General features: G+C 72.7%; 18 protein-coding genes. 9 read left to right on the plus strand and 9 right to left on the minus strand.

Features of this window, described 5'->3' with window-relative positions; genetic code table 11:
• Window positions 1-13: 13 nt before the first annotated feature.
• Window positions 14-1,681, plus strand: coding sequence for a protein kinase domain-containing protein (locus C2865_RS17145; RefSeq protein WP_157963764.1), 1,668 nt, complete (start codon window positions 14-16; stop codon window positions 1,679-1,681).
• Between the two features lie 37 nt (window positions 1,682-1,718).
• Complete coding sequence (locus C2865_RS17150) at window positions 1,719-2,213, plus strand: SRPBCC family protein (protein ID WP_106399500.1); 495 nt, start codon at window positions 1,719-1,721, stop codon at window positions 2,211-2,213.
• Here C2865_RS17150 and C2865_RS17155 read toward each other — a convergent pair.
• Complete coding sequence (locus tag C2865_RS17155) at window positions 2,134-3,753, minus strand: phytoene desaturase family protein (RefSeq protein ID WP_106399501.1); 1,620 nt, start codon at window positions 3,751-3,753, stop codon at window positions 2,134-2,136. The two genes, C2865_RS17150 and C2865_RS17155, sit on opposite strands and share 80 nt — an antisense overlap.
• Before the next feature lie 192 nt (window positions 3,754-3,945).
• On the opposite strand from C2865_RS17155, the gene bdeA reads away from it, so the two are divergent.
• From bdeA to C2865_RS17190, 5 genes are all read left to right on the plus strand, one after another.
• Window positions 3,946-4,818, plus strand: a complete 873-nt coding sequence (bdeA, locus tag C2865_RS17160) for a bis(hydroxyethyl) terephthalate hydrolase (RefSeq protein WP_106399502.1) — start codon at window positions 3,946-3,948, stop codon at window positions 4,816-4,818.
• A 119-nt stretch (window positions 4,819-4,937) separates the two neighbouring features.
• A complete protein-coding gene (locus C2865_RS17165; protein ID WP_106399503.1) occupies window positions 4,938-6,104 on the plus strand; it encodes an acyl-CoA dehydrogenase family protein in 1,167 nt (388 codons plus the stop codon).
• A 31-nt stretch (window positions 6,105-6,135) separates the two neighbouring features.
• Window positions 6,136-6,687: a TetR/AcrR family transcriptional regulator gene (locus C2865_RS17170; RefSeq protein ID WP_106399504.1), complete on the plus strand. Its 552-nt coding sequence runs from the start codon at window positions 6,136-6,138 to the stop codon at window positions 6,685-6,687.
• 121 nt (window positions 6,688-6,808) lie between these two features.
• Window positions 6,809-9,325, plus strand: coding sequence for a protein kinase domain-containing protein (locus C2865_RS40035; protein WP_198653398.1), 2,517 nt, complete (start codon window positions 6,809-6,811; stop codon window positions 9,323-9,325).
• A gap of 2 nt (window positions 9,326-9,327) precedes the next feature.
• A complete protein-coding gene (locus C2865_RS17190) occupies window positions 9,328-10,689 on the plus strand; it encodes an extracellular solute-binding protein (protein WP_157963765.1) in 1,362 nt (453 codons plus the stop codon).
• 6 nt (window positions 10,690-10,695) lie between these two features.
• Here C2865_RS17190 and C2865_RS17195 read toward each other — a convergent pair whose 3' ends face one another.
• From C2865_RS17195 to C2865_RS17225, 7 genes are all read right to left on the minus strand, one after another.
• Complete coding sequence (locus C2865_RS17195; protein WP_157963766.1) at window positions 10,696-11,490, minus strand: acyl-CoA thioesterase; 795 nt, start codon at window positions 11,488-11,490, stop codon at window positions 10,696-10,698.
• 82 nt (window positions 11,491-11,572) lie between these two features.
• Complete coding sequence (locus tag C2865_RS17200) at window positions 11,573-12,400, minus strand: acyl-CoA thioesterase (RefSeq protein WP_157963767.1); 828 nt, start codon at window positions 12,398-12,400, stop codon at window positions 11,573-11,575.
• Window positions 12,401-12,521: 121 nt separating this feature from the next.
• Window positions 12,522-14,090 (minus strand): PD-(D/E)XK nuclease family protein, encoded by a 1,569-nt coding sequence (locus C2865_RS17205; protein ID WP_232835715.1) that lies wholly within the window; start codon window positions 14,088-14,090, stop codon window positions 12,522-12,524.
• 325 nt (window positions 14,091-14,415) lie between these two features.
• Window positions 14,416-14,613 carry a DUF397 domain-containing protein gene (locus C2865_RS17210; protein WP_106399509.1) on the minus strand — a complete coding sequence of 66 codons (198 nt, stop codon included), beginning with the start codon at window positions 14,611-14,613 and terminating at the stop codon, window positions 14,416-14,418.
• A complete protein-coding gene (locus tag C2865_RS17215; protein ID WP_157963768.1) occupies window positions 14,610-15,491 on the minus strand; it encodes a helix-turn-helix domain-containing protein in 882 nt (293 codons plus the stop codon). The genes C2865_RS17210 and C2865_RS17215 overlap by 4 nt, the downstream gene beginning before the upstream one ends.
• Window positions 15,492-15,698: 207 nt before the next feature.
• Window positions 15,699-16,181, minus strand: coding sequence for a YcxB family protein (locus tag C2865_RS17220; protein WP_106399511.1), 483 nt, complete (start codon window positions 16,179-16,181; stop codon window positions 15,699-15,701).
• Between the two features lie 96 nt (window positions 16,182-16,277).
• Entirely contained in the window at window positions 16,278-17,279 is a 1,002-nt protein-coding gene (locus C2865_RS17225; protein WP_106399512.1) for a GlxA family transcriptional regulator, read from the minus strand.
• A gap of 127 nt (window positions 17,280-17,406) precedes the next feature.
• Here C2865_RS17225 and C2865_RS17230 point away from each other — a divergent pair, with 127 nt between their 5' ends.
• Both C2865_RS17230 and C2865_RS17235 read left to right on the plus strand, forming a co-directional pair.
• The gene (locus C2865_RS17230; protein ID WP_106399513.1) at window positions 17,407-18,291 is read left to right on the plus strand and encodes an NAD(P)-dependent oxidoreductase; all 885 of its coding nucleotides are present in this window, start codon (window positions 17,407-17,409) and stop codon (window positions 18,289-18,291) included.
• On the plus strand, window positions 18,288-18,902 hold the full coding sequence (locus C2865_RS17235) for a maleylpyruvate isomerase N-terminal domain-containing protein (RefSeq protein ID WP_106399514.1): 615 nt from the start codon (window positions 18,288-18,290) through the stop codon (window positions 18,900-18,902). Before C2865_RS17230 ends, C2865_RS17235 begins: the two co-directional genes overlap by 4 nt.
• 84 nt (window positions 18,903-18,986) lie before the next feature.
• On the opposite strand, the gene C2865_RS17240 is transcribed toward C2865_RS17235, so the two are convergent.
• A complete protein-coding gene (locus tag C2865_RS17240; protein ID WP_106399515.1) occupies window positions 18,987-19,880 on the minus strand; it encodes a pyridoxamine 5'-phosphate oxidase family protein in 894 nt (297 codons plus the stop codon).

Raw genomic sequence — 19,880 nt, forward strand, 5'->3', positions numbered from 1 at the left:
AAAGGGGGCCGCCTTGCGCCGCCACATGGTCCTGGAGGACCGGTACGAACTGCTCGACCTGGTGTCGAGCGGCGGCATGGGAGAGGTGTGGCGCGGCTTCGACCGGCGGCTGGACCGGCCGGTGGCGATCAAGGGCATCCGGCTCGACCGGGCCGCCTCGGACACGGTCGTCGCGCTCTTCCAGCAGGAGGCCAGGATCGGCGCCAAGCTGCGGCACCCCGGCCTCACCGTCATCCACGACCTCCTGGAGTACCGGCTCGACGAGCCCGGCGGCGGCACCGCCCGTGAGAAGGGCCTGGCCCTGGTCATGGAGTTCCTCGAGGGCGAGGACCTGGGCCGGCTGCTGGAGGAGCGCACGTTCTCGGTGCGGGAGACCCTGGAGCTGGGCGCGAAGACCATCGAGGCGCTGCGGGCCGCGCACGCCGCCGGGGTCATCCACCGCGACGTCAAGCCGAGCAACCTCATGGTGCTGCCCGACGGGCAGGTGAAGATCTGCGACTTCGGCATCGCCAAGGCCCGCGACTCCACCAAGGGCCTGACCGCCGACGGGATGCTCGGCACCTACGCCTACATCGCCCCCGAGCGCATCAGGCTCGAGAAGACCGACGCGCGGGTGGACCTCTACTCGTTCGGCATCGTGATGTACGAGCTGCTGCGGGGCAGGCCGCCGTTCGAGGGCGAGCCGGGGGCCGTCCTGCACGCCCACATGGAGGAGCGCCCGCCGAGCCTCCGGGGGACCGGAGGCCCGCCCGACCTTCCCGAGGATCTCGAAGAGCTGGTCCTGCAGCTGCTGGAGAAGGACCCCGCGGCCCGCCCTCCGGACGCGGAGACGGTCCTGCGCCGCATCAGAGAGATCGAGCGCTCCCTTCCCCGCCTCCTCCAGGGCCGCTACGAACTCGTCCGCCGCCTCGCGTCCAGCGGGCTGACCGACACCTACCTGGCCAGGGACGTCCGAGCCCACCGCGACGTCGCGCTCAGGCTCCTGCGCTCGGACCTCCTGGGCGACCCGTCGTCCCGTGAGGAGTTCCTCCACGAGCTGGCCCGCGAGCTCCCCGGCTCGGTCGCGGCCGTCACGGAGACCGGCGAGAGCCCCGTCGCGGTCACGCTCCCCTTCGCCGTCCTCGACCTGGACCGGGCGGTACCGCTGCGCAGCCGCCTGGCGGACGGCCCCCTGCCCGCCCAGGAGGCCGTGCGGCTCGCCGACCTCGTGCTGCGGGCGCTGGAACGCGGCCACGCCGACGGCCTGGCCCACCCCGGCCTGAGTCCCGACACCGTCCTGCTCTCCGGCGATCCGGACCGTCCGGACGTCCGCTTCCTCACTTTCGCCGCCCGCCCTCCGTCGTCGGCGGAGCCCGGCGACGACCTGCGCGCCGTCGCCCGCCTCCTGCACGAGCTCCTCACCGGCACGCCGCACCGGCCCGGCGCGGAACCCTCGGCCCTCAACCCCTACGTGCCGTCGTGGTGCGACGAGCTCGTCCGAAGGGCCCTGTCCTCCGACCGCCCCTACCGTTCGGCCGCCGAGTTCCGCCGCGCCCTCCAGGACCGGCCCGTCCCCGCCCGGACGACGGCCCGCGACCCCCTCCCGCAGGCGTCCTCCCCTCTCGGCTACCTGGGCGTGGGGCTCCTGATCGTCATCACCCTCGTCTCCACCGGCCTTCTCCTGCTCACCTGGCTCCGCTGACGAGATCAGAGGGGCATCGAGCGGGTAAGGGGTCGGTATGGCGATTCTTCGGAGTTATATCGGTGTCCCTCGGGCGGCCGTCTGGAGGACGCTCGCCGACGGCTGGACGTACGACCGGTGGGTGGTGGGGACCCGGCGGATCGTCGGCGTGGACGAGGGGTGGCCCGCGGTGGGGGCCGAGCTCCGGTACGTCCTGGGATGGACGCTGCTGAGGTGGAGCGACCGCACGGTGGTGCGGGTCTGCGAGGAGCCGCGGCGGCTGGAGCTGGAGGCGCGGGCGGGCCGGGCGGGCGCGGTCCGGGTGGCGTTCGAGCTGACCGAGTGGGGGGAGGGCACGCTGGTCACGCTGACGGAGCACCCGCTGAGGGGGCTGGGCGCCACCCTCTACATGTGGCCGGCGGAACTGGTGATGCGGCTGCGCAACCGGGTGCTGCTGCGGCGGCTGGCCAGGGTCACGGCCGGGAGAGCAGCCGCCGGGCGGAGGAGAGAGCCGGAGCCAGCAGGAACCGGCGCACGGGGGCTTCGGCACTGAGGGCGGCGCGGGCGGCGTTGGCGCCGCACGCGCCGTGGACGCCCCCGCCCGGATGCGCCGAGGCGGAGGCCAGGTAGAGGCCGCGCACCGGCGTTCCGGCGCGGCCCGTCCCGGGCACGGGCCGGAAGAACAGCTGCTGGTGGACGGCGGCCGTCCCGCCGTTGATGGCGCCGCCGACGAGGTTGGCGTCGTGCTCCTGCATGGTGAGGGGGGACAGGACGCGGCGGTCCAGCACGCGCCGCCGGAAGCCGGGCGCGTGCCGCTCGACGACGGCCTCGACGCGGTCGGCCATGGCCTGCCGTTCGCGCTCGTCCCAGACGCCGTTGACGCCGTCGGGGCCGCCGTCGGCCCGCACCTCGTGCGGGACGTGGGTGTAGGCCCAGGCGGACTCGGTGCCGGCGGGGGAGCGGGAGGCGTCGGCCGTCGTCATCTGGCCCAGGAGCAGGAACGGGTCCGCGGGGACCCGGCCGGTGGCGAGCATGGCGCTCTGCTCGGTCAGGGCGTTCACGCCGTCGGCCACGTGGACCGTCCCGGCCCGCGCCGCCTCCGGCGCGGACCAGGGGATGGGCCCGGACAGCGCCCAGTCGACCTTGAAGGCGGGGGTGTCCCACTGGAAGCGGCGCATGTCGTCGCGCAACCGGGAAGGCAGGTGCTCCCAGCCGACGAGACCGCCGTACAGGTGGGTCGCGGGGACGTCGGCGAGCACGCCCCTGCGCGCCCGTACGGCCTCGCCGTCGGCCGTCCGGACGCCCAGGGCGCGCCCCTCGCGGACGATCACCGAAGTGACGGCCGCCGAACACCGCACCTCTCCGCCCCGCTCCTCCAGCCGCCGGACGAGCGCCGCGGTCAGCGCGCTCGCACCGCCTTCGGGGACGGGCCAGCCGTACTGCTGGCCGATCATCGTCAGGATCCAGCCGAAGACCGTGCTGCCGACGGACTCGGGTGACAGGTCGGCGTGCAGGGCCGAGCCGGCCAGCAGCAGCCGCGCGCCCTCGCCGGTGAACTCCTCCTCGCCCAGCCGTCGGACGGGCAGGGCCAGGAGGCGCAGCATCCGCAGCCCGTCCGCCGCCCCGAGCCGGGCGGCCAGCGCCAGCCCCGGGCGGACCGGCGGGAAAGGGGTGAGGACCGCCTGGAGCAGGTCGTCGGACAGCTCCAGCCACCGCCCGTAGAGCCGGAGCCACGCCTCCCCGTCTCCGGGGGCGAGCGCGTCGAGCCCGGCGGCCGTGCGGTCGGGGTCGTGCTCCAGCACGGCGCAGCGCCCGCCCGGCAGCGGGTGGGCCAGGACGGCGGGAGCGTGCCGCCACCGCAGCCCGTACCGCTCCAGTTCCAGTGCCCGGATCACCGGGGAGGCCACCGCGAGCGGATAGAAGGAGCTGCAGAAGTCGCTGACGTACTCCGGGTGCACGCCGCGGTCGCTGCGCACGCCGCCTCCGGGTTCGTCCTGCGCCTCCAGCACCAGGACGTCCCAGCCCGCGTCGGCCAGGACGTTGGCCGCCACCAGCCCGTTCGGACCGGCGCCGATCACCACCGCGTCAGGCACAGGCGCCTCCCCCTCCCCGCGAGTCTCCCGGATACCTGCCCGCCGTGTCCTGGTTTCGCACGTGCCAATTCGGGGTGGAAGGCGACTGGTGATTTCCCCGATGCGCGGATCCGGTCCGGATCGCAGACTCCTGACCACGGCCCGCGGCACCCTCCGCCCCCGCCCGGGCCATGATCCGCAGAGGAGACCCCCATGTTCGGCAAGAAGCTCAGGGCACTGCGCCTGGCGCCGCTCGCCGCGGCGGTGGCCGCGGCCGGCCTCGTCGCCGCCCCGCCCGCCCACGCCGCGAACCCCTACGAGCGCGGTCCGGCCCCGACCGAGAACAGCATCGAGGCGCTGCGCGGTCCGTTCGCGGTGTCGCAGACCTCGGTGTCCTCGCTGTCGGCCATCGGTTTCGGCGGCGGCACGATCTACTACCCGACGACCACCACCCAGGGCACGTTCGGCGCGGTCGCGATCTCGCCCGGCTTCACCGCCTACGAGTCCAGCATCGCCTGGCTCGGCCCGCGCCTGGCCTCCCAGGGCTTCGTGGTCTTCACGATCGACACCAACACCACGATGGACCAGCCCGCCAGCCGCGGCGACCAGCTGCTGGCCGCGCTGGACCACCTGACCGAGCGCAGCTCCGTGCGCTCGCGCGTCGACGAGTCCCGCCTGGCCGTGATGGGCCACTCCATGGGCGGCGGCGGCACGCTCGAGGCGGCCAAGGACCGGCCCTCCCTGAAGGCCGCGATCGGGATGACGCCGTGGAACCTCACCAAGAACTGGTCGGGGAACCGGGTGCCGACCTTCATCATCGGCGCGGAGAACGACTCGGTCGCCTCGGTGTCCTCGCACGCCGAGCCGTTCTACAACAGCCTGTCGGCGTCGTCGGAGAAGGCGTATCTGGAGCTGAACAACGCCTCGCACTTCGCGCCCAACACGTCCAACACGCCGATCGCGAAGTACTCGATCTCCTGGTTGAAGCGCTTCGTCGACGACGACACGCGTTACACCCAGTTCCTGTGCCCCGGTCCGAGCCGGAGCACGGACGTGGAGGAGTACCGCTCCAGCTGCCCCGTCTGATCCGTTCCCGAGTCCGGCGACGGCCGTCCCGTGCGGGGCGGCCGTCGTCCTTTTCCGGCCGGAGGTTTCACCAAGCGCTTACTTGGCAGCGAACATACTTGTGGGTACGGTTCCGTACCATGAGGTATGGAGATGAGGTCCTCGACCGCGTGCGCACCCTGACCCCGGTGCTGGCCGAACGCGCGCAGGCCACCGAAGAAGCACGCAGGCTCCCCGACGAGACCATCGCCGACCTGGCCGGGACCGGGGTGTTCGACCTCCTGGTCCCCAAGCGGTTCGGCGGCGCGGAACTCGCGCTCGACACCCTGGTGGACGCCTGCCGGGAGATCGGCTCGGGCTGCGGCTCGACCGGCTGGCTGACGACCATCTACGCCATGCACAACTGGATGCTCGGCCTCTTCCCCGAGGAGGCGCAGCGCGAGGTCTGGGAGGGCCGCCCGTACGCGCTGATGCCGTGCGCCCTGTCCCCGGGGGGCACGGCCGAGGCGGTGGACGGCGGCTACCGGGTCACCGGGCGCTGGTCGTGGGGGAGCGGCGTCATGCACGCCGACCACGTGATGGTGATGGCGCTCGTGACCGTCGAGGACACCCTCGAACCCCGCGTCTTCCTGCTGCCGCGCGAGGACGTGACGGTCCACGACGTGTGGCACACCAGCGGGATGCGGGGGACGGGGAGCAACGACATCGAGGTCCCCGGCCGGTTCGTCCCCGCGTACCGCTCGGTGCCGCTGCAGGACCTCACCGAGGGCCGGGCGCCGGGCGCGCAGGTCAACCCGGGCGTGATGTACCGCGTCCCGCTGGTGCCGGTGTTCGTCCTGACGGCCGCCGCGCCCGTCCTGGGCATCGCCGAAGGGCTGCTCGCCGCCTTCACCGGGCGGATGAAGGGCCGCGTGATGGCCTACACGGGCGTCCGCCAGCGCGACCTGATGAGCGGCCAGATCCGCCTCGCCAAGGCCACCGCGGAACTCGCCGCCGCCCGCCTGCTCCTCGAGGACGAGGTGCGCCGGCTGATCCGCACGTACACCGACGGAGGCTCCTACGACCTGGCGCAGCGGGCCGGTTCCCGGCTGGTCGCCGGACACGTGACCGCCGTCGCCCGTACTGTGGTGAACGAGCTGTGCGCGGTGTCCGGAGCCAGTGTGCAGTTCATGCACTCGCCGTTCCAGCGCGCCCAGCGCGACGTGAACACCATCTCGGGTCACGTGGTGTTCGACATGGACGCGACGTACGCGCTGTACGGCAAGGTCTCCCTCGGCATCACCCCCGACGCGATGACGTTGGTCTGAGAGCAGGACCGGGCCGGTTCGAGGAGGACGCGTGGAAACGGGCAAGCGGGCCCGCCCCAGGGTGAGCAGGCGCGACTGGGTCGAGGCCGCCTACCAGGAGCTCATCAGGAGCGGCGAGCCCGGCATCGGCATCAACGCGCTCGCCGCCCGCCTGGGCGTCACCAAGGGCAGCTTCTACTGGCACTTCCGCGACCGCTCCGAACTGCTGCGCGCCCTCCTCGACCGCTGGGCCCACGAACGCACCGACGAGGTCCTCGGCCTCGCCTTCGGCACCACCCCCGACCCGCGCGAACGCCTCCGCCGCATCCAGGCGCTCGGCGCCGAGGTGGCGCCCCTGGACCGCGCGATGCGCCTGTGGGCCCAGCACGACCCGGCCGCCGCCGAGGCCGTCCGCCACGCCGACCGCGCCATGCTCGCCCACATCACCGCCTGCCTCACCGGCCTCGCCGTCCCCGACGCCCCCCTCCGCGCCCTCCTCATGCTCCGCGCCTGGGTCGGCGGCTACCTCGTCCCCGCCCCGGACGGCGTCCCCGCCGCCGACCCCGACGACCTCCTGGACTTCTTCCTCCGCAACGGTGAGTGATCGGTCCCCGACCCTCCGGACAGGTCGAGTTCGGCCATTCCGTTGAAGTCGCGGAGGGACTCTGGTCACATGGGACGGCTCGTTGTCTGCTGTTCCCGGGGGTCGGCGTACGGAGGTCGGAGTGGCTCGGCTCGACGTCCCTCAGGAAGTGGCCGGGTACCGGCTCGGAAGGAAGCTGGGCGAGGGCGGCCAGGCGGACGTCTACCTGGGGGAGAACGCGGCGGGGTCGCAGGCCGCGGTGAAGCTGTACAGGCCGATGCGGGACGCCCACGCCCGGTGCGCCAAGGAGATCCAGGTGCTGCGCCGAGTGCCGGCCGAGTACGCCGCCCGGCTGCTGGAATCCGGTGAGGCGAACGGCCGCCCGTATCTCGTCACCGAGTACATCGAGGGCGACACCCTGCGGGACCGGCTCGAGGAGCTCCCGGCCGGCGCGGACGGCCTGAGGCGGCTGGATCCGGCCGGGCTGCGCCAGGTGGCGCTCGGGTCGATCACCGCGCTCGCCGCCTTCCACGAGCACGGCGTCGTGCACCGGGACTTCAAACCGGCGAACGTGATCTGCACGGCGGACCGCGTCCACGTGATCGACTTCGGGATCGCCCACCGGGTCGGTGACGCCACGACCGTCTGGAACGGGCCGGTCGGCACCGTCGCCTACATGTCGCCCGAGCAGTTCGCCCCGGGCAGGGCGGGGTTCTCCTCGGACGTGTTCAGCTGGGCCGTCGTCATGGTGCACGCCGCGACGGGCAGGCACCCCTTCCGCGACGAGGACGACGACGCCGACCGGGTGATCGAGCGGATCAGGACGCAGACCCCCGACCTGGCCGCCTTCCCGAGGCCGTGGCGCTCCCTGCTGAAGAAGTGCCTGCACAAGAGGCCGAACAGGCGCCCTGCGGCCGGGAGGGTCCGCGAGGCCGTCGCGTCCCTGGACGGGCCGGTGCTCGCGGTCCCCGCCGCCCGGCGGGCGCCGCGGGAGACGGTCCCCGATCCGCGGACCCGGCCGGACGTCCGGCCCGCGCGGTGGTCCGAGAGGCCGGTGGCGGGACTGGCGCTGGGGGCCGTGCTGGCCGGGACGGCCTGGGCGGGCGCGGTGCTGGCGGGAGACGAGGACACCGGCTGCCCGCAGCCGCTCGTGTTGCGGGCCATGGTCCCGGCCGAGCTGCGGGAGGAGTTGCACCGGGCGGGGCAGGACTTCGCGGCGGCGGAGGCGGGCGACGGGTGTCGGCCCGTCCAGGTGACGGTGTCGGCCCAGCCGTCGCTGGAGGCGCTGCGTTCGGGGCTGGCGGCCGGCTGGGCGGACCGGCTGGGCACGGACCCGCAACCGGACGTCCTGCTGATGAGCAGCTCGGCCGAGAAGGCGTACGTCGATTCGGCGTCGGCGGAGGGCGAGGCCCCTCCCGGGGCGCGGCCTCCGAAGCTGGTGGACCTCGGGAGCACCGGTGAGAGGTCGGCGATGTCCGTGGCCGCGACGGCGGCGGCCTGGGACGTCCTCGACGCGGAGCGGCGGGACGGGCGCTGGAACGACCTCCCGGGACTGCTGGAGCGGGCCGAGGCGCACGGGATCGGGGTGCTGCGCCCCAACCCGGACAGCGCGGCCTCGGGAACGCTCGGCAGCCTGGGCTTCTACGCCGACCCCGCGGTGAACGGGGACGAGGAGCGGCTGAACGCCTTCGAACGCCAGGTGGCGCGGGTCCCGATCGCCGACGCCGGGACGGCGCTGTGCGCGCTGGAGGAGCGGTCCCAGGCGGTGGCGATCGTTCCCGAGCGGGTCGTGGACGCCCACAACGCGGCGTCCTCGTCCGGGAGGAGCACCGGGTGCGGGACCGGGCGCAGGCCCACGACGTTCCCCCTGCTGCAGGTCGACGGGCTCCACCGGCTGGACTACCCGCTCGTCCACGTCGTCTGGCCCGGCGAGCGGGCGGCGGAGCGCGCGGAGTACGCCGAGCGGTTCCGCGACCGGCTCGCCGGGCGGGCGTCCGGGGGCGACTGGCCCCGCGGCTCCGTCCCCCTGGAGCCCGGCGCGCTCGCCGGCACCCAGGACCTCCTCAAGCGGACCCGCGGCGGGCGGACCTTCGAGGTCCTGGTCGACCGGTCCGGTTCCATGGAGCGGGACGCCCCGGGCGGCGTCCCGCTGGTCGCCGTCCGGGCACTGACCGGCGACCTGCTGGGCGAGCTGCGGGAGCACGACAGGATCGGGCTGGCGGCCTTCCCCGAAGAGGGGGGCAGGGACCCGGTCGAGCTCCTGGCGCACGGACCTGCGGGCGTCGAGGAGGTCCTGGCGGTGCGCGCACGGATGGAGGGGCTCGAGGCGGAGGAGGTGGTCACGCCGCTGCACCGGGCCATCGCGGTCAGGGGGTCGGCGTTGAACTCCGCCGATCCCGAAGGCGTGCTCGTCGTCTTCACCGACGGGGTCGACGAGGACGTCTCCGAGGCCGCGGCGCGGGAGGCCGCCGCCGACATGGGCGCGGAACTCGGCCGCCAGGGCGCCCCGCGGGTCGTCGTGGTGGTGCTGGGCGGCCGCAGGTGCGCCGACGGCGTCAAGGCCATGGACGAGAGGTTCGAGGACTTCGTGTGCGTCGCGGCCGGGAGGTCGTCCTACGAGGACCTCCGGGCCAGGCTGTTCGTCGAGATCTGGAGATGAGCATGCGCCAGTGGAAGTTCGCCGCGGGGATGCTCGCCGGGATGCTCCTCGTGGGCGTCGCCGCCCTGGCCGTCCACCGGCCCTGGCAGGGGAGCGGCTGCCCGGAGCGCAGGGGCGGCACGCTCGTCGTGCTGGGCGACAAGGACGTCAGCTCCGGCAGGCAGCGCAAGGCGGAGATCGAGCGGTGGCGCGGCCCCGGCGGGACGCGGGCCGAGCTGCGCGAGCTGTCGGGGGTGGCCGACCTCCAGCACGCCCAGCTGGCCGCGACGGCGCAGGACGGGGGCTGCGGCGTCGACGTCTACATCCTCGACGGCCCCTGGGTCGCTGAGTTCGCCGAGGCTGGGCACCTGGCGCCCCTCGAAGGCGGCGGGGAGCGGCTCGACGGGCTGCTGACGGGGGAGCTGCGCGAGAGCGGGTACCACGACGGAGAACTGTGGGCGGTGCCCTTCAGCGCCGAAGCCCCGCTGCTGTACTACCGCAAGGACCTGCTGGAGAAGGCGGATCTCGAGCCGCCCGAGAGCTGGGACGAGGTGTGGGAGCACTCCCGGACGCTGCTCGCGGACCCCTCCAGCGGGCTCCGCGCCGGGTACGCCGCCCAGCTGGCCCACTACGAGGGCTTCACCATCAACGTCCTCGAACTGATGTGGATGCACGACCGCAGCGAACTCCTCGACGACGACGGCGAGGTCGAGATCAACACGATCGCGCTCCAGGAGATCCGGGAGAAGTTCGACGACCCCCGGCTCATCGCGCGGGAGTCCTTCACCTGGCACGAGGACGAGGCGACCCGGGCCTTCGTCGAGGGCGAGACGCTGTTCCTGCGCAACTGGCCGACCGCGTACCGGAAACTGGCCGAGGACCCGTCCGCCGAGAACGCCGGGCGGCTCACCGAGAAGTACGGCGTCACGGTGCTGCCCAGGAACGGCGTCCTGGGCGGGCAGAGCCTGGCCGTCGCCGCGAACTCCCCGTACAAGGCGGAGGCGCGGCGGCTCATCGAGGCGCTGACCGGCTACGGCGCCCAGAACAGGCTGTTCTGGTGCGGGGGGTTCGCGCCGGTGCACGCCGGGGTCTACGACAGGCGGAGCCCGGAGGCGTGCGACGCCGGGGCCTCCGACGACGAGGGCGGGTACGTCGCGCAACTGCCGCCGGAGGAGCTGGACACCCTGCGCGCGGCCGTCGAACAGGCCCGCCCCCGGCCGAACACCCCCTACTACACCGAGTTCAGCCGGGTGTTCCAGGAAGTCCTGTACTGCGATCTCCAACCGGAGGCGCGGGTCACGTCGTGTCCGCAGAAGCCGGGATCGGCCCCGGAGTTCCTCCCCGATCTGGAGAAGCGGCTCACCGACGCGCTGCGGGGGCGTTGAGCGCCGTCAGCGGGCCGGACGCAGGAGGGTCTCCTGGGCGACGGAGGCCACGAGGGTGCCGTCGAGGGTGTGCATGGTGCCGCGGGCCAGACCGCGGGCGCCGTGGTTGAGGAGGGAGTCCATGGAGTAGAGCAGCCACTCGTCGGAGCGGGCGGGGCGGTGGAACCAGACGGCGTGGTCGAGGCTGACGGCCGTGACGTAGGAGGCGGTCGAGCCGGGGGCGCGCGAGGAGTCGACCACGGCGATGTCGGAGACGTAGGTCAGCACGCACGGGTGCAGCGACGGGTCGCCGACCGGGTCGAGGGAGCGGAACCAGAACGGGTGGCGCAGCGGGAACTCCTCGTCGCCCGGGGGGTTCACGGGGCGGACGTCGAAGTTCGGGATGTCGCCGAACCACGAGGGCAGCCGGTAGGCGGGGAGCTCCTCGGGGCGGGGCACGTCGAGCCCGCCGGACGGCTGCCAGTCCTCGCCGTCCTCCGGCACGTGGAAGGACGCCGTCAGCTCGAAGATCGTCTTGCCGTCCTGGCTCGCGGTGACGTGCCGGGTGGAGAACGTCCGGCCGTCGCGGGCGCGCCGCACGTCCAGGTGGAGGGGCTTGGCGGGCTGCCCGCCGCGCAGGAAGGAGGCGTGCAGGGAGTGCACGGGGCGGCCGGGGGCCACGGTCAGCTGGGCCGCGCGCAGGCTCTGCGCGGCGACCTGCCCGCCGAACGTGCGCTGCATCTCCGACTCCACGGGCCGGATCAGGAACCGGTCCTCGTCCTGCCGCTCCAGCGCGAAGATCTCCGCCAGTGCCCCGCTCATGCCCATCTGCCCCGAACCTTTCCTCAGCCTTCGCCGGAATCGTACGGAATCCGGTTCGGCCGGTTCGCGGTGACCCCGGACCTCAGAACGCCAGGCCGCCGCCGGTGCGGTCGGGACGCAGCAGGGTCTCCTGGGCGATCGAGGCGACGAGGGCGCCGTCGCGGGTGCGCAGGGAGCCCTGGGTCATGCCGCGGGCGCCGTGGTTGCTGACGGGCGCCATCGTGTGCAGGAGCCACTCGTCGGCACGGGCCGGGCGGTGGAACCACACCGAGAGGTCGAGGCTGGCGAAGCCGGAGTAGGCGAAGGCCGAGCCGGGCGGGCGGGAGGCGTGGACCAGGCCGATGTCGGTGAGGTAGGTGACGAGGCAGGCGTGCAGCGCCGGATCCTGCACGGGGGAGGAGAAGCGGATCCAGTACGGGTGGCGCAGCGGGAAGTCCTCCTCCTCGACGAGCGGGGCCATCGGCCGGACGTCGATGTAGGGAGCGAGTTTGAAGAAGAACGGCGGGGGCTGGAAGGGGGTGATCTCCTCGGGGGCGGGGACGTCGGGCCCGCCGGACGGCTGCCAGTCCTCGCCGTCCTCCGGGACCTGGAAGGACGCCGTCATCTCGAAGACGGTCCTCCCGCCCTGGCTCGCGGTGACGTGGCGGCCGGAGAAGCTCCGGCCCTCCCGGGTCCACCGCACGTCCAGATCGAGCGGCTCGGCGGACTTCCCGACCTGGAGGAAATGGCCGTGCAGGGAGTGCACCGGGCGTTCGCGGCGGACGGTGAGGCTCGCCGCCCACAGGCTCTGCGCCGCGATCTGGCCGCCGAAGGAGCGCGGCATCACCCCCGCGACGGGGTCGGCGGTGAACCGGTTCTCGGCCCGCCGCTCCAGTGTGAAGAGCTCCTTCAACGCCTCGGTCAGGTCCATGCTCGGCGTCCTTCCGCTCGGTTCCGGAGCCGTTCGCCGGGCCCGGACGGCCGGGGCGCGAGGCCTCTTCGGAATCTGTGTTCTCACTATAGAGAACATAATTCTCGCACCGGTCGCCGGGTCAGAACGGAGGCTCGTCGTCCGGGTCCGGCTCGCCGGCCGCCGAGGCCACCGCCTGGGCCCGGCCCGTCACCGGCGCCTCGTTGAGGATCTCCCCGGTCCGCGGGTCGATGAGCACGCCGTCGACCTCGATCGGCCCGGCGTCCGCCGCGTGCCGGTCGGGGCACCAGCGGGCCACCGGGCAGGTCGCGCAGTGCCGTCCGGGCCGGGCGCGGAACTCCACGTCGGTGTGCCAGTCCCCGGTGAGCCGGACGAGCTCCGCCCGCGCCCGCTCGACGACGCCTGCGTCCCCGGTGTCGAAGGAGAAGAGGGACGCGCCGGCCGGTGACATGACCTCCAGTTCGACCGTCCCCGCCACGGGCGCCTCGCCGCCGAACGCTCCGTCGGCGACCAGGCAGACGGCCAGCGCGAGCTGCGGCACCCGTTCGAAGAGCGTGCCGGCGTCCCACGCGGCGGAGGAGCCCGTGGTCTTCTGCTCCCGGTAGGAGATGCGGCCATCGGCGACGTAGACGAGGTCGGGATGCGCCACGACCAGCACGTCGGCCACCGGGTCGTAGGCGGCCGTCGAGGGCTCGGCCGTCACGGAGGTGACGTTCGCGTGCAGCGGGCACACCTCGAGGTGGCTCAGCAGGAACGGCCGGACCTGGCGGTACTCGTCCGGCGTCATGAGCTCGGCGGCGAACCCCGCGTGCGTCTCGGGCAGGTCCTCCTCGGAGCACGCCCGGTACGGGAGCCGTGAGTGCGCGACCTCCAGCCAGGTGTGCACGAGCGTGCCCCGGCGGATCGCGGGATGGTCGCTCCAGTCCCCGGGAAGCCGCTGGTCCCGCAGGTGCGCCTGAGCCGGGCAGATCCGGTACTGCCCCGCCGTGGCCGCCGACCAGACCCGCCGGTGCGTCCCGTTTCCGTCCAGCCCCAGCAGTCCCGGCACGTGCGGCAGCGCGTCGCACTCGGCCCGCAGCTTGCACTGCGCGCAGTCCGATCCCGGCTGCCTGCTCCCGCCGAACACCACGTCCGAGGCGACCGGCTGCGCCCGCTCCCGGTACCTCCGGGCGACCTCCTCGGGCGCGGCGTCCACCACGACCTTGGGCACCCGCTCGTCGCTCACCACGATCTCGACGACCCGCACCCGCCGCGCGGGCCCCGCGTCCCCCTGCACGTCCACCGGCATGTCCCGGTAAACGGACCCGACGGCCCGCGCACCGAACGCCGCCAGCTGCGCCAACGCCAGATTGGACGGGTCGTCCCCCGCCCCCACCCGGCTCACCCGCAGCCGCCGGACCTCCCGCACGGCCCCGTCGGCGGACGCGTACCACCGCCCCCACCCCGTCAGCACGCGCGCTTCGAGCGGAGACGACACATGCTGCAACACCCGGGATTCCCGATGCGGCAGCAGAACGACGTCCCCGAGCTCATCGGCGAGCCACCGGGCGTCCTCCAGATAGGTGCCGACGGCCTGCCGAACCCACCCCTCGACCCCCGGATGAACGGTCTTCCGCGTTTCTTCGAGCACTTTCTGAACGGCGACCTCGGCATCGAGCCCCCCGAACTCCACCCCGTCCAGCGCCGCCATCACCAGCCCGAGCGGAAAATCCTCCCAAGGCGCATCCCGCCGCTCCTCGAACCGCTTAGGCCACACCCGCGGCCGCGCCTTCAACGCCGCGAACTCCGCACACTTCCCCTCACCCGCGTCAAGCTGCCCGGCCGACAACCGAACCAGCCCGGCAGGCCCTTTCAGACTGGCATGCGGAACCCAGGACATCATTGTCTCCACACTTCTGAACGAGCCGATCTCCACCGATCAGACATTCAGTAGATCATATGTGTACAGAGTTAACGAAAGAAATGGCGATATCTGCTCAGGCCCCCTCGCGGGGCCACAACCGCTGCCACCAATGTCAACGGCTTCGCACTCGGGAACGGATTCCGCGGGTGAAGGCCGCCCACTCGGCGCGGGTGAATTCCAGGACGGGGCCGGTGCCGTCGGCCTTGGTGTCCCTGACCCCGATGGTCTCGGCGGTGCAGGCGACTTCGACGCAGTTCATGTTGGGTTCACTGCGTGCTGCTTTACGCCAGTTGCTGTACGACCGGGTCACGGCTGGAATCCCATCTCGTCGAGGATCTGGTGGGCGATCTCGTTGAGAAGGTTACGGCTTTCCTCTTCGGAAAGCGCAGCGCTTCTGACGGATTCGTACCTTCGGGTGTACTTCGCCACCTCGTCGGGGCGCGTGCGTACGTGGTCGGCTGCGGTCGCCTCCTCGATGGCCACGGCCGGGTCCGCGGGGTCGGGGAACGAGTAGAGGAAGAAGGCCGATTTCGGGAGCGGCGTCGCGGTCCGTCCGGTCCTGATCGGGAAGACCCTGAGAACGAGCCTCGGCTGGAGAGCCGACTGCTCGACCAAATGCATCAGCTGGTCGTGCATGATCGCAGGAGGGACGCTGAAGCGTCGGAGACCGACCTCGTCGAGGATGACTTCGTACTCGGGCCCGCCGACCCGGAACACCGTTTCCTGGCGCCGTCGGCGGGCTTCGACGAGCCGTTCGGGCAGGTAGCTGATGGGGCCCGCAGCGATGTCATCCTCGATGAGGCTTTGCGTATAGGCGGGAAGCTGGAGATTTCCCGGCAGCGCGGTGGGAAAGTATTCGCGGATCGTGGCGGCGCCGGATTCGATGTCGGCGTAGAGCCGCTGGCGGTCGCCCATGGTGTCGCCGTAGGCGTCCCACCAGCCTTTGGCGGCACCCTCGCGGGCGATCTGGAAGATTTCGGCGCGTTTGTCGTCCGGCGCCTCCAGCAGGTCGAGCAGATCCATGATCTCGGCGAGGTCGGGCCGCACCTGCGCGTTCTCCAGCCGCGAGATCTTCATCCGCGACTGCAGGAACAGCGCCCCGAGCCGCTCGGTGGTGAGCCCCCGCTGCAGCCGCAGCGCACGGAGCTCCGAGCCGAGCCGCAACCGGCGGACGAACGGACTGGACAAGGGCATTCCTCCTCGCGAACCGCCATCCGTGCAGGTCAAGGGGGTCTTCGTGCACTCTTTCGACTACACGCCGCATCGAACCGCAACGCTCCGCAGCCCCGCAACCGCTTCGCCGATCCCACCGGAGAAAGTGCGTTCGCCATCCGTGCGCACATCCCGCGTGAGCACCCGTCTCCCACCGGCCGCGAGAGGGACGAGGCCGTTCCGTCAGGCGACTCCCGCGTTCCGCCGCGCAGCGAAGAAGTCGTCGAGTTCGGCCTGCTGCCCGCCGTCGAAGGCGCACCGGGGAAGGAACCCGTTCCAGTGCCCGTCCACGAAGAACAACCAGGACTCCGGGGTGCTCACGATCTGCCCGAACATGGACCACCGCACCGTGGTGGCGGACTGGTCGGTCCGGCACTCGTACCCGTCATCGGTCACCCGGATCGTCGTGGGCACGCAGATGTACGTGAGCTGCCGTCTGGCGGTCCGGCGAACCCCCCAGCTCATCGCGAAGGGGGCCACGACCGCCCCGGCGAACATGCCGACCCCTGTGGAGACCGCGCCGACCAGGACGCAGACGGTCCCCGACGCGACCAGTACCGCCGGAAGCACCAGGCGAACGGTTCTGAGCTGCCGCTTGAGGCCATGCTGAGCCGCCCGCACCACATCGTCGGGAGTGGGTTGATATCTGACGGTGAAGTCCACCACGCCATCTTCCTCCGGGCCCGGTCCCGGTGCGCCCGTTTCTTCCTGGCTCGCGCCGGTCGGTTCGTCACCCGCCGACCATGTCCGGCGTGCGAGGGATCAGGGGGAAGGGGACGGGACGGGCGTCGTGCGGGGAAAGGCGCGGCGGTAGTCGCTCGGGGACACCCCGATGTGCCTGAGGAAGTGGTGGCGGAGGTTGTTGGCCGTGCCCAGGCCGCTCATCTCGCCGATCTTCTCGATGGGGAGGTCGGTGGATTCCAGCAGGATTCGGGCACGTCCCAGGCGTTGGGCGAGGAGCCACTGCAGGGGCGTCGTTCCGGTGGCGGCCTGGAGCCGCCGGTAGAAGGTGCGGGGGCTCATCGCGGCTCGCTGCGCCAGGTCCTGGACGGTCAGCGGCCGGTCCAGGCGGGCTCGTGCCCAGTCCAGTACGGGGACCAGGCCCTCGTCGTCGGCGGGCACGGGGGCTTCGATGAACTGCGCCTGGCCTCCGGGGCGGTGGGCGGGCACGACCATGCGGCGGGCCAGCTGGTTGGCGACGCGGGCGCCGAGGTCGCGGCGCACCAGGTGGAGGCAGAGGTCGAGGCCCGCGGTCAGGCCGGCGCTGGTGAGCACGTCGCCGTCGTCCACGTAGAGCACCGAGTCGTCGACCTGAACCTTCGGGTAGCGCTCGGCCAGCAGGGCGGTGTGCATCCAGTGGGCCGTGGCGCGGCGGCCGTCGAGCAGGCCCGCCTCGGCGAGTGCGAAGGCGCCGGTGCACAGGGAGACCATGCGGGAGCCCGCGTCGTAGGCGCGGCGCAGTGCGGTGATCAGCTCCTGCGGCAGCGGCGCCCCCTCCTCGACGCAGGGGTCGGGGACCGAGGGCACGATGACCGTGTCGGCGCCGACGAGGTCGTCGAGCCCGTACCGGGTCCGCAGCGACAGCCCGGAGCCGGCGTTCTCCGGCCCTTCCCCCGTCGAGCAGAGCCGCAGGTCGTACCAGGGATCGGCCAGGTCGGGCTGCGGCTTGCCGAAGACGGTGCAGGGGATGCTCAGCTCGTACAGGTCCCACGAGGGGAGCCCGATCTCCTCGGACACGACCACGGCGACGGAACCAGCGCTCATGCCTCGAAGCGTATGGCAGGAATTTGGTGTTGTGCGTCATTCGTGTCACTGTTTCCGGCCGTCACGTGCTGCGAACGTGTCCACAAGTGATCAATCCCCCTCACACGGACACGAAGGAGTCACGGCAATGAACGCTGACCGTCAGGCCGTCACCGTCGTCGGGCTGGGCTCGATGGGCTCGGCCCTGGCCGGGGCGCTGCTGGACCGCGGCCACCCGACCACGGTGTGGAACCGCTCGGCCGGCAAGGCACGGCCGCTGGTCGACCGGGGCGCCCGCGCGGCCGCGGCGCCCCGGGAGGCGATCGAGGCGAGCCCGGTCGTCATCGCCTGCGTGCTGGACTACGCGGCGCTGCACACCGTCCTCGACCCCGTCGCCGGATCCCTCGCGGGCAAGGTCCTGGTCAACCTCACCTCCGGTTCCCCGGAGCAGGCGCACGAGGCGGCCGCGTGGGCGCGGTCCCACGGCGCCGACTACCTCGACGGCGCGATCATGACCACCCCGCCCGGTGTCGGCGACCACGGGATGATGTTCCTCTACAGCGGCCCGCACGCCGTCTTCGAGGCGCACCGCCCGACCCTGGCGGCCCTGGGCGACCCCCTGCACCTGGGCGCCGACCCCGGTCTCGCCTCGCTCTACGACTCCGCCCTCCTCGGCCTGATGTGGGCGGCCATGACCGGCTGGCTGCACGGCGCCGCGCTGGTCGGCGCGGAGAAGGTGCCGGCCGCGGACTTCACTCCCCTCGCGATCCGCTGGCTGACCACCGTGACCGGTTTCCTCACCACCTACGCGCCCCAGGTCGACGCCGGCCGCTACCCCGGCGACGACGCCACCGTCGACGTGCAGATCGCCGCCATCGACCACCTCCTCCACGCCGCGAAGGCACGAGGCGTCGACAACGCCCTGCCGGAGCTCCTGAAGTCCGTCATGGAGAGTGCCAAAGCCGCGGGCCACGGCCCGGACAGCTACGCGAGCGTGATCGAGGTCCTGAGGAAGCCGGTGGAGGCACGATGACCACCGATCTCATGACGAACCCGACGTCCCCCGCCACACCATGGACGGACCTGCTGCCGTCCGCCGCCGAGGCCTGCCTGACAGCCCTCCTGAAGGGAGCCGACCAGGACTGGTCGCGCCACGCCCGGGGCCTCGACTGGACCTGCCGCCAGACCCTCGACCACCTCGCCCTCGGGCTGACCGGTTACGCGGGCCTGCTCATCGCCCGCCCCCGCGACCGCTACATCACCCTCTTCGCCTCGCTCGACCCGCAGGCGCCCGTCCCCGACTGCCTGGACGGCCTCCGCATCGCCGCCTCTCTCCTGGCCTCCACCGTCCGCGACACGCCCCGCGACGTGCGCGCCTGGCACCCGTGGGGCCATTCCGACGCCGCCGGATTCGCCGCCATGGGGGTGACCGAACTGCTCCTGCACACCTACGACATCACCCACGCCCTCGGCCTCCCCTGGACCCCGCCCGACGACCTCAGCGCCGCGGTCCTCGCCCGCCTCTTCCCCGACGCGCCCCCCGGCCACGCCCCGTCCGACACCCTGCTGTGGTGCACAGGCCGCACCCCCCTGCCCGGACGGCCCCGGCGCAGCGCATGGCAGTGGGACGGAACCGTGCGCTGAGCCGACCCGGGGCCAGACGCAGCGCACGATTCCAGAAGCCACCTGCGGAGGGACATCGCTCGACCGGGACCGGCGGTGCCGCGGTCACGGGGCGGGCGGGTTGAACTTGGAGTAGGCGGGGGGGCTCCAGCGCAGGGGCATGGCGGCGGTGGCCTCGCGGACCTCTTCGACGGTGAAGTCGACGAGGCGTTGGGCGCCGGGGAAGGCGGCGGCCTCGGCCTCGTCCCAGACGGTCTCGGCGGTGCCGGTGAGGTGGAGGAGGGAGCCGGTGGTCCAGGAGGGGACGAGGAGGGCGGCGGCGGGGTTGAGTTCGAGGTTGCCCAGGGTGAGGAACATCGTGTTGCCCTGGTAGTCGGGCCAGCGGAGGCGGGTGGGGGACAGGACGCGGACGAAGCCGGGGGAGCCGCCCCGGTGGGAGGCGTCGGCGTCGCCTTCGGGGGAGGCGGTGGCGACGAAGAACGTGTCGGCCTCCGCCAGGGTGCGCTGCTGGGCGGGGGTGAGGGAGGTGCCCCGGTGGAGGGTGCGGGGAGCGGAGGGGAAGGGGGCGGGGGTGCGCTGCTGGATGTACTTGGGGCAGTTGGAGATGACCTGGTCGGTGGTGACGAGCAGACCGCCGGGAACGGGCTCGGAGGTGCCGTTGATGCGCATGCGGCGGCGGGTGGCGGGCTCGATGGCGATCATGCCGACCTTGGCGGGGGACGCCAGGGCCTCGGCGAGGGGGTCGTCGGGGTGGGGGAGCGACCGGATGGCGAGGGTCGTCTCGGTGGGCTGGAGGAAGCCGGGATCGCCGGTGAGGAGGGTCGTCCACAGGCGTCCGGCCGGGTCGGCGGCACCGACGACGATCATGGGTTGCCGGGTGAGGAAGGCCATGGCGACCTCCGGGAAGGCGGTCCTGATGGCGCGGAGCGCGGACTCGGCGGGCCTCTGCAGGCCGGCTCGGTGCTGAACGGAGAGCTCTCCGTCGTGGTAGGTCGCCAT

It is taken from the genome of Actinocorallia populi, from assembly GCF_002995495.1.
Classification (GTDB): domain Bacteria; phylum Actinomycetota; class Actinomycetes; order Streptosporangiales; family Streptosporangiaceae; genus Actinocorallia; species Actinocorallia populi.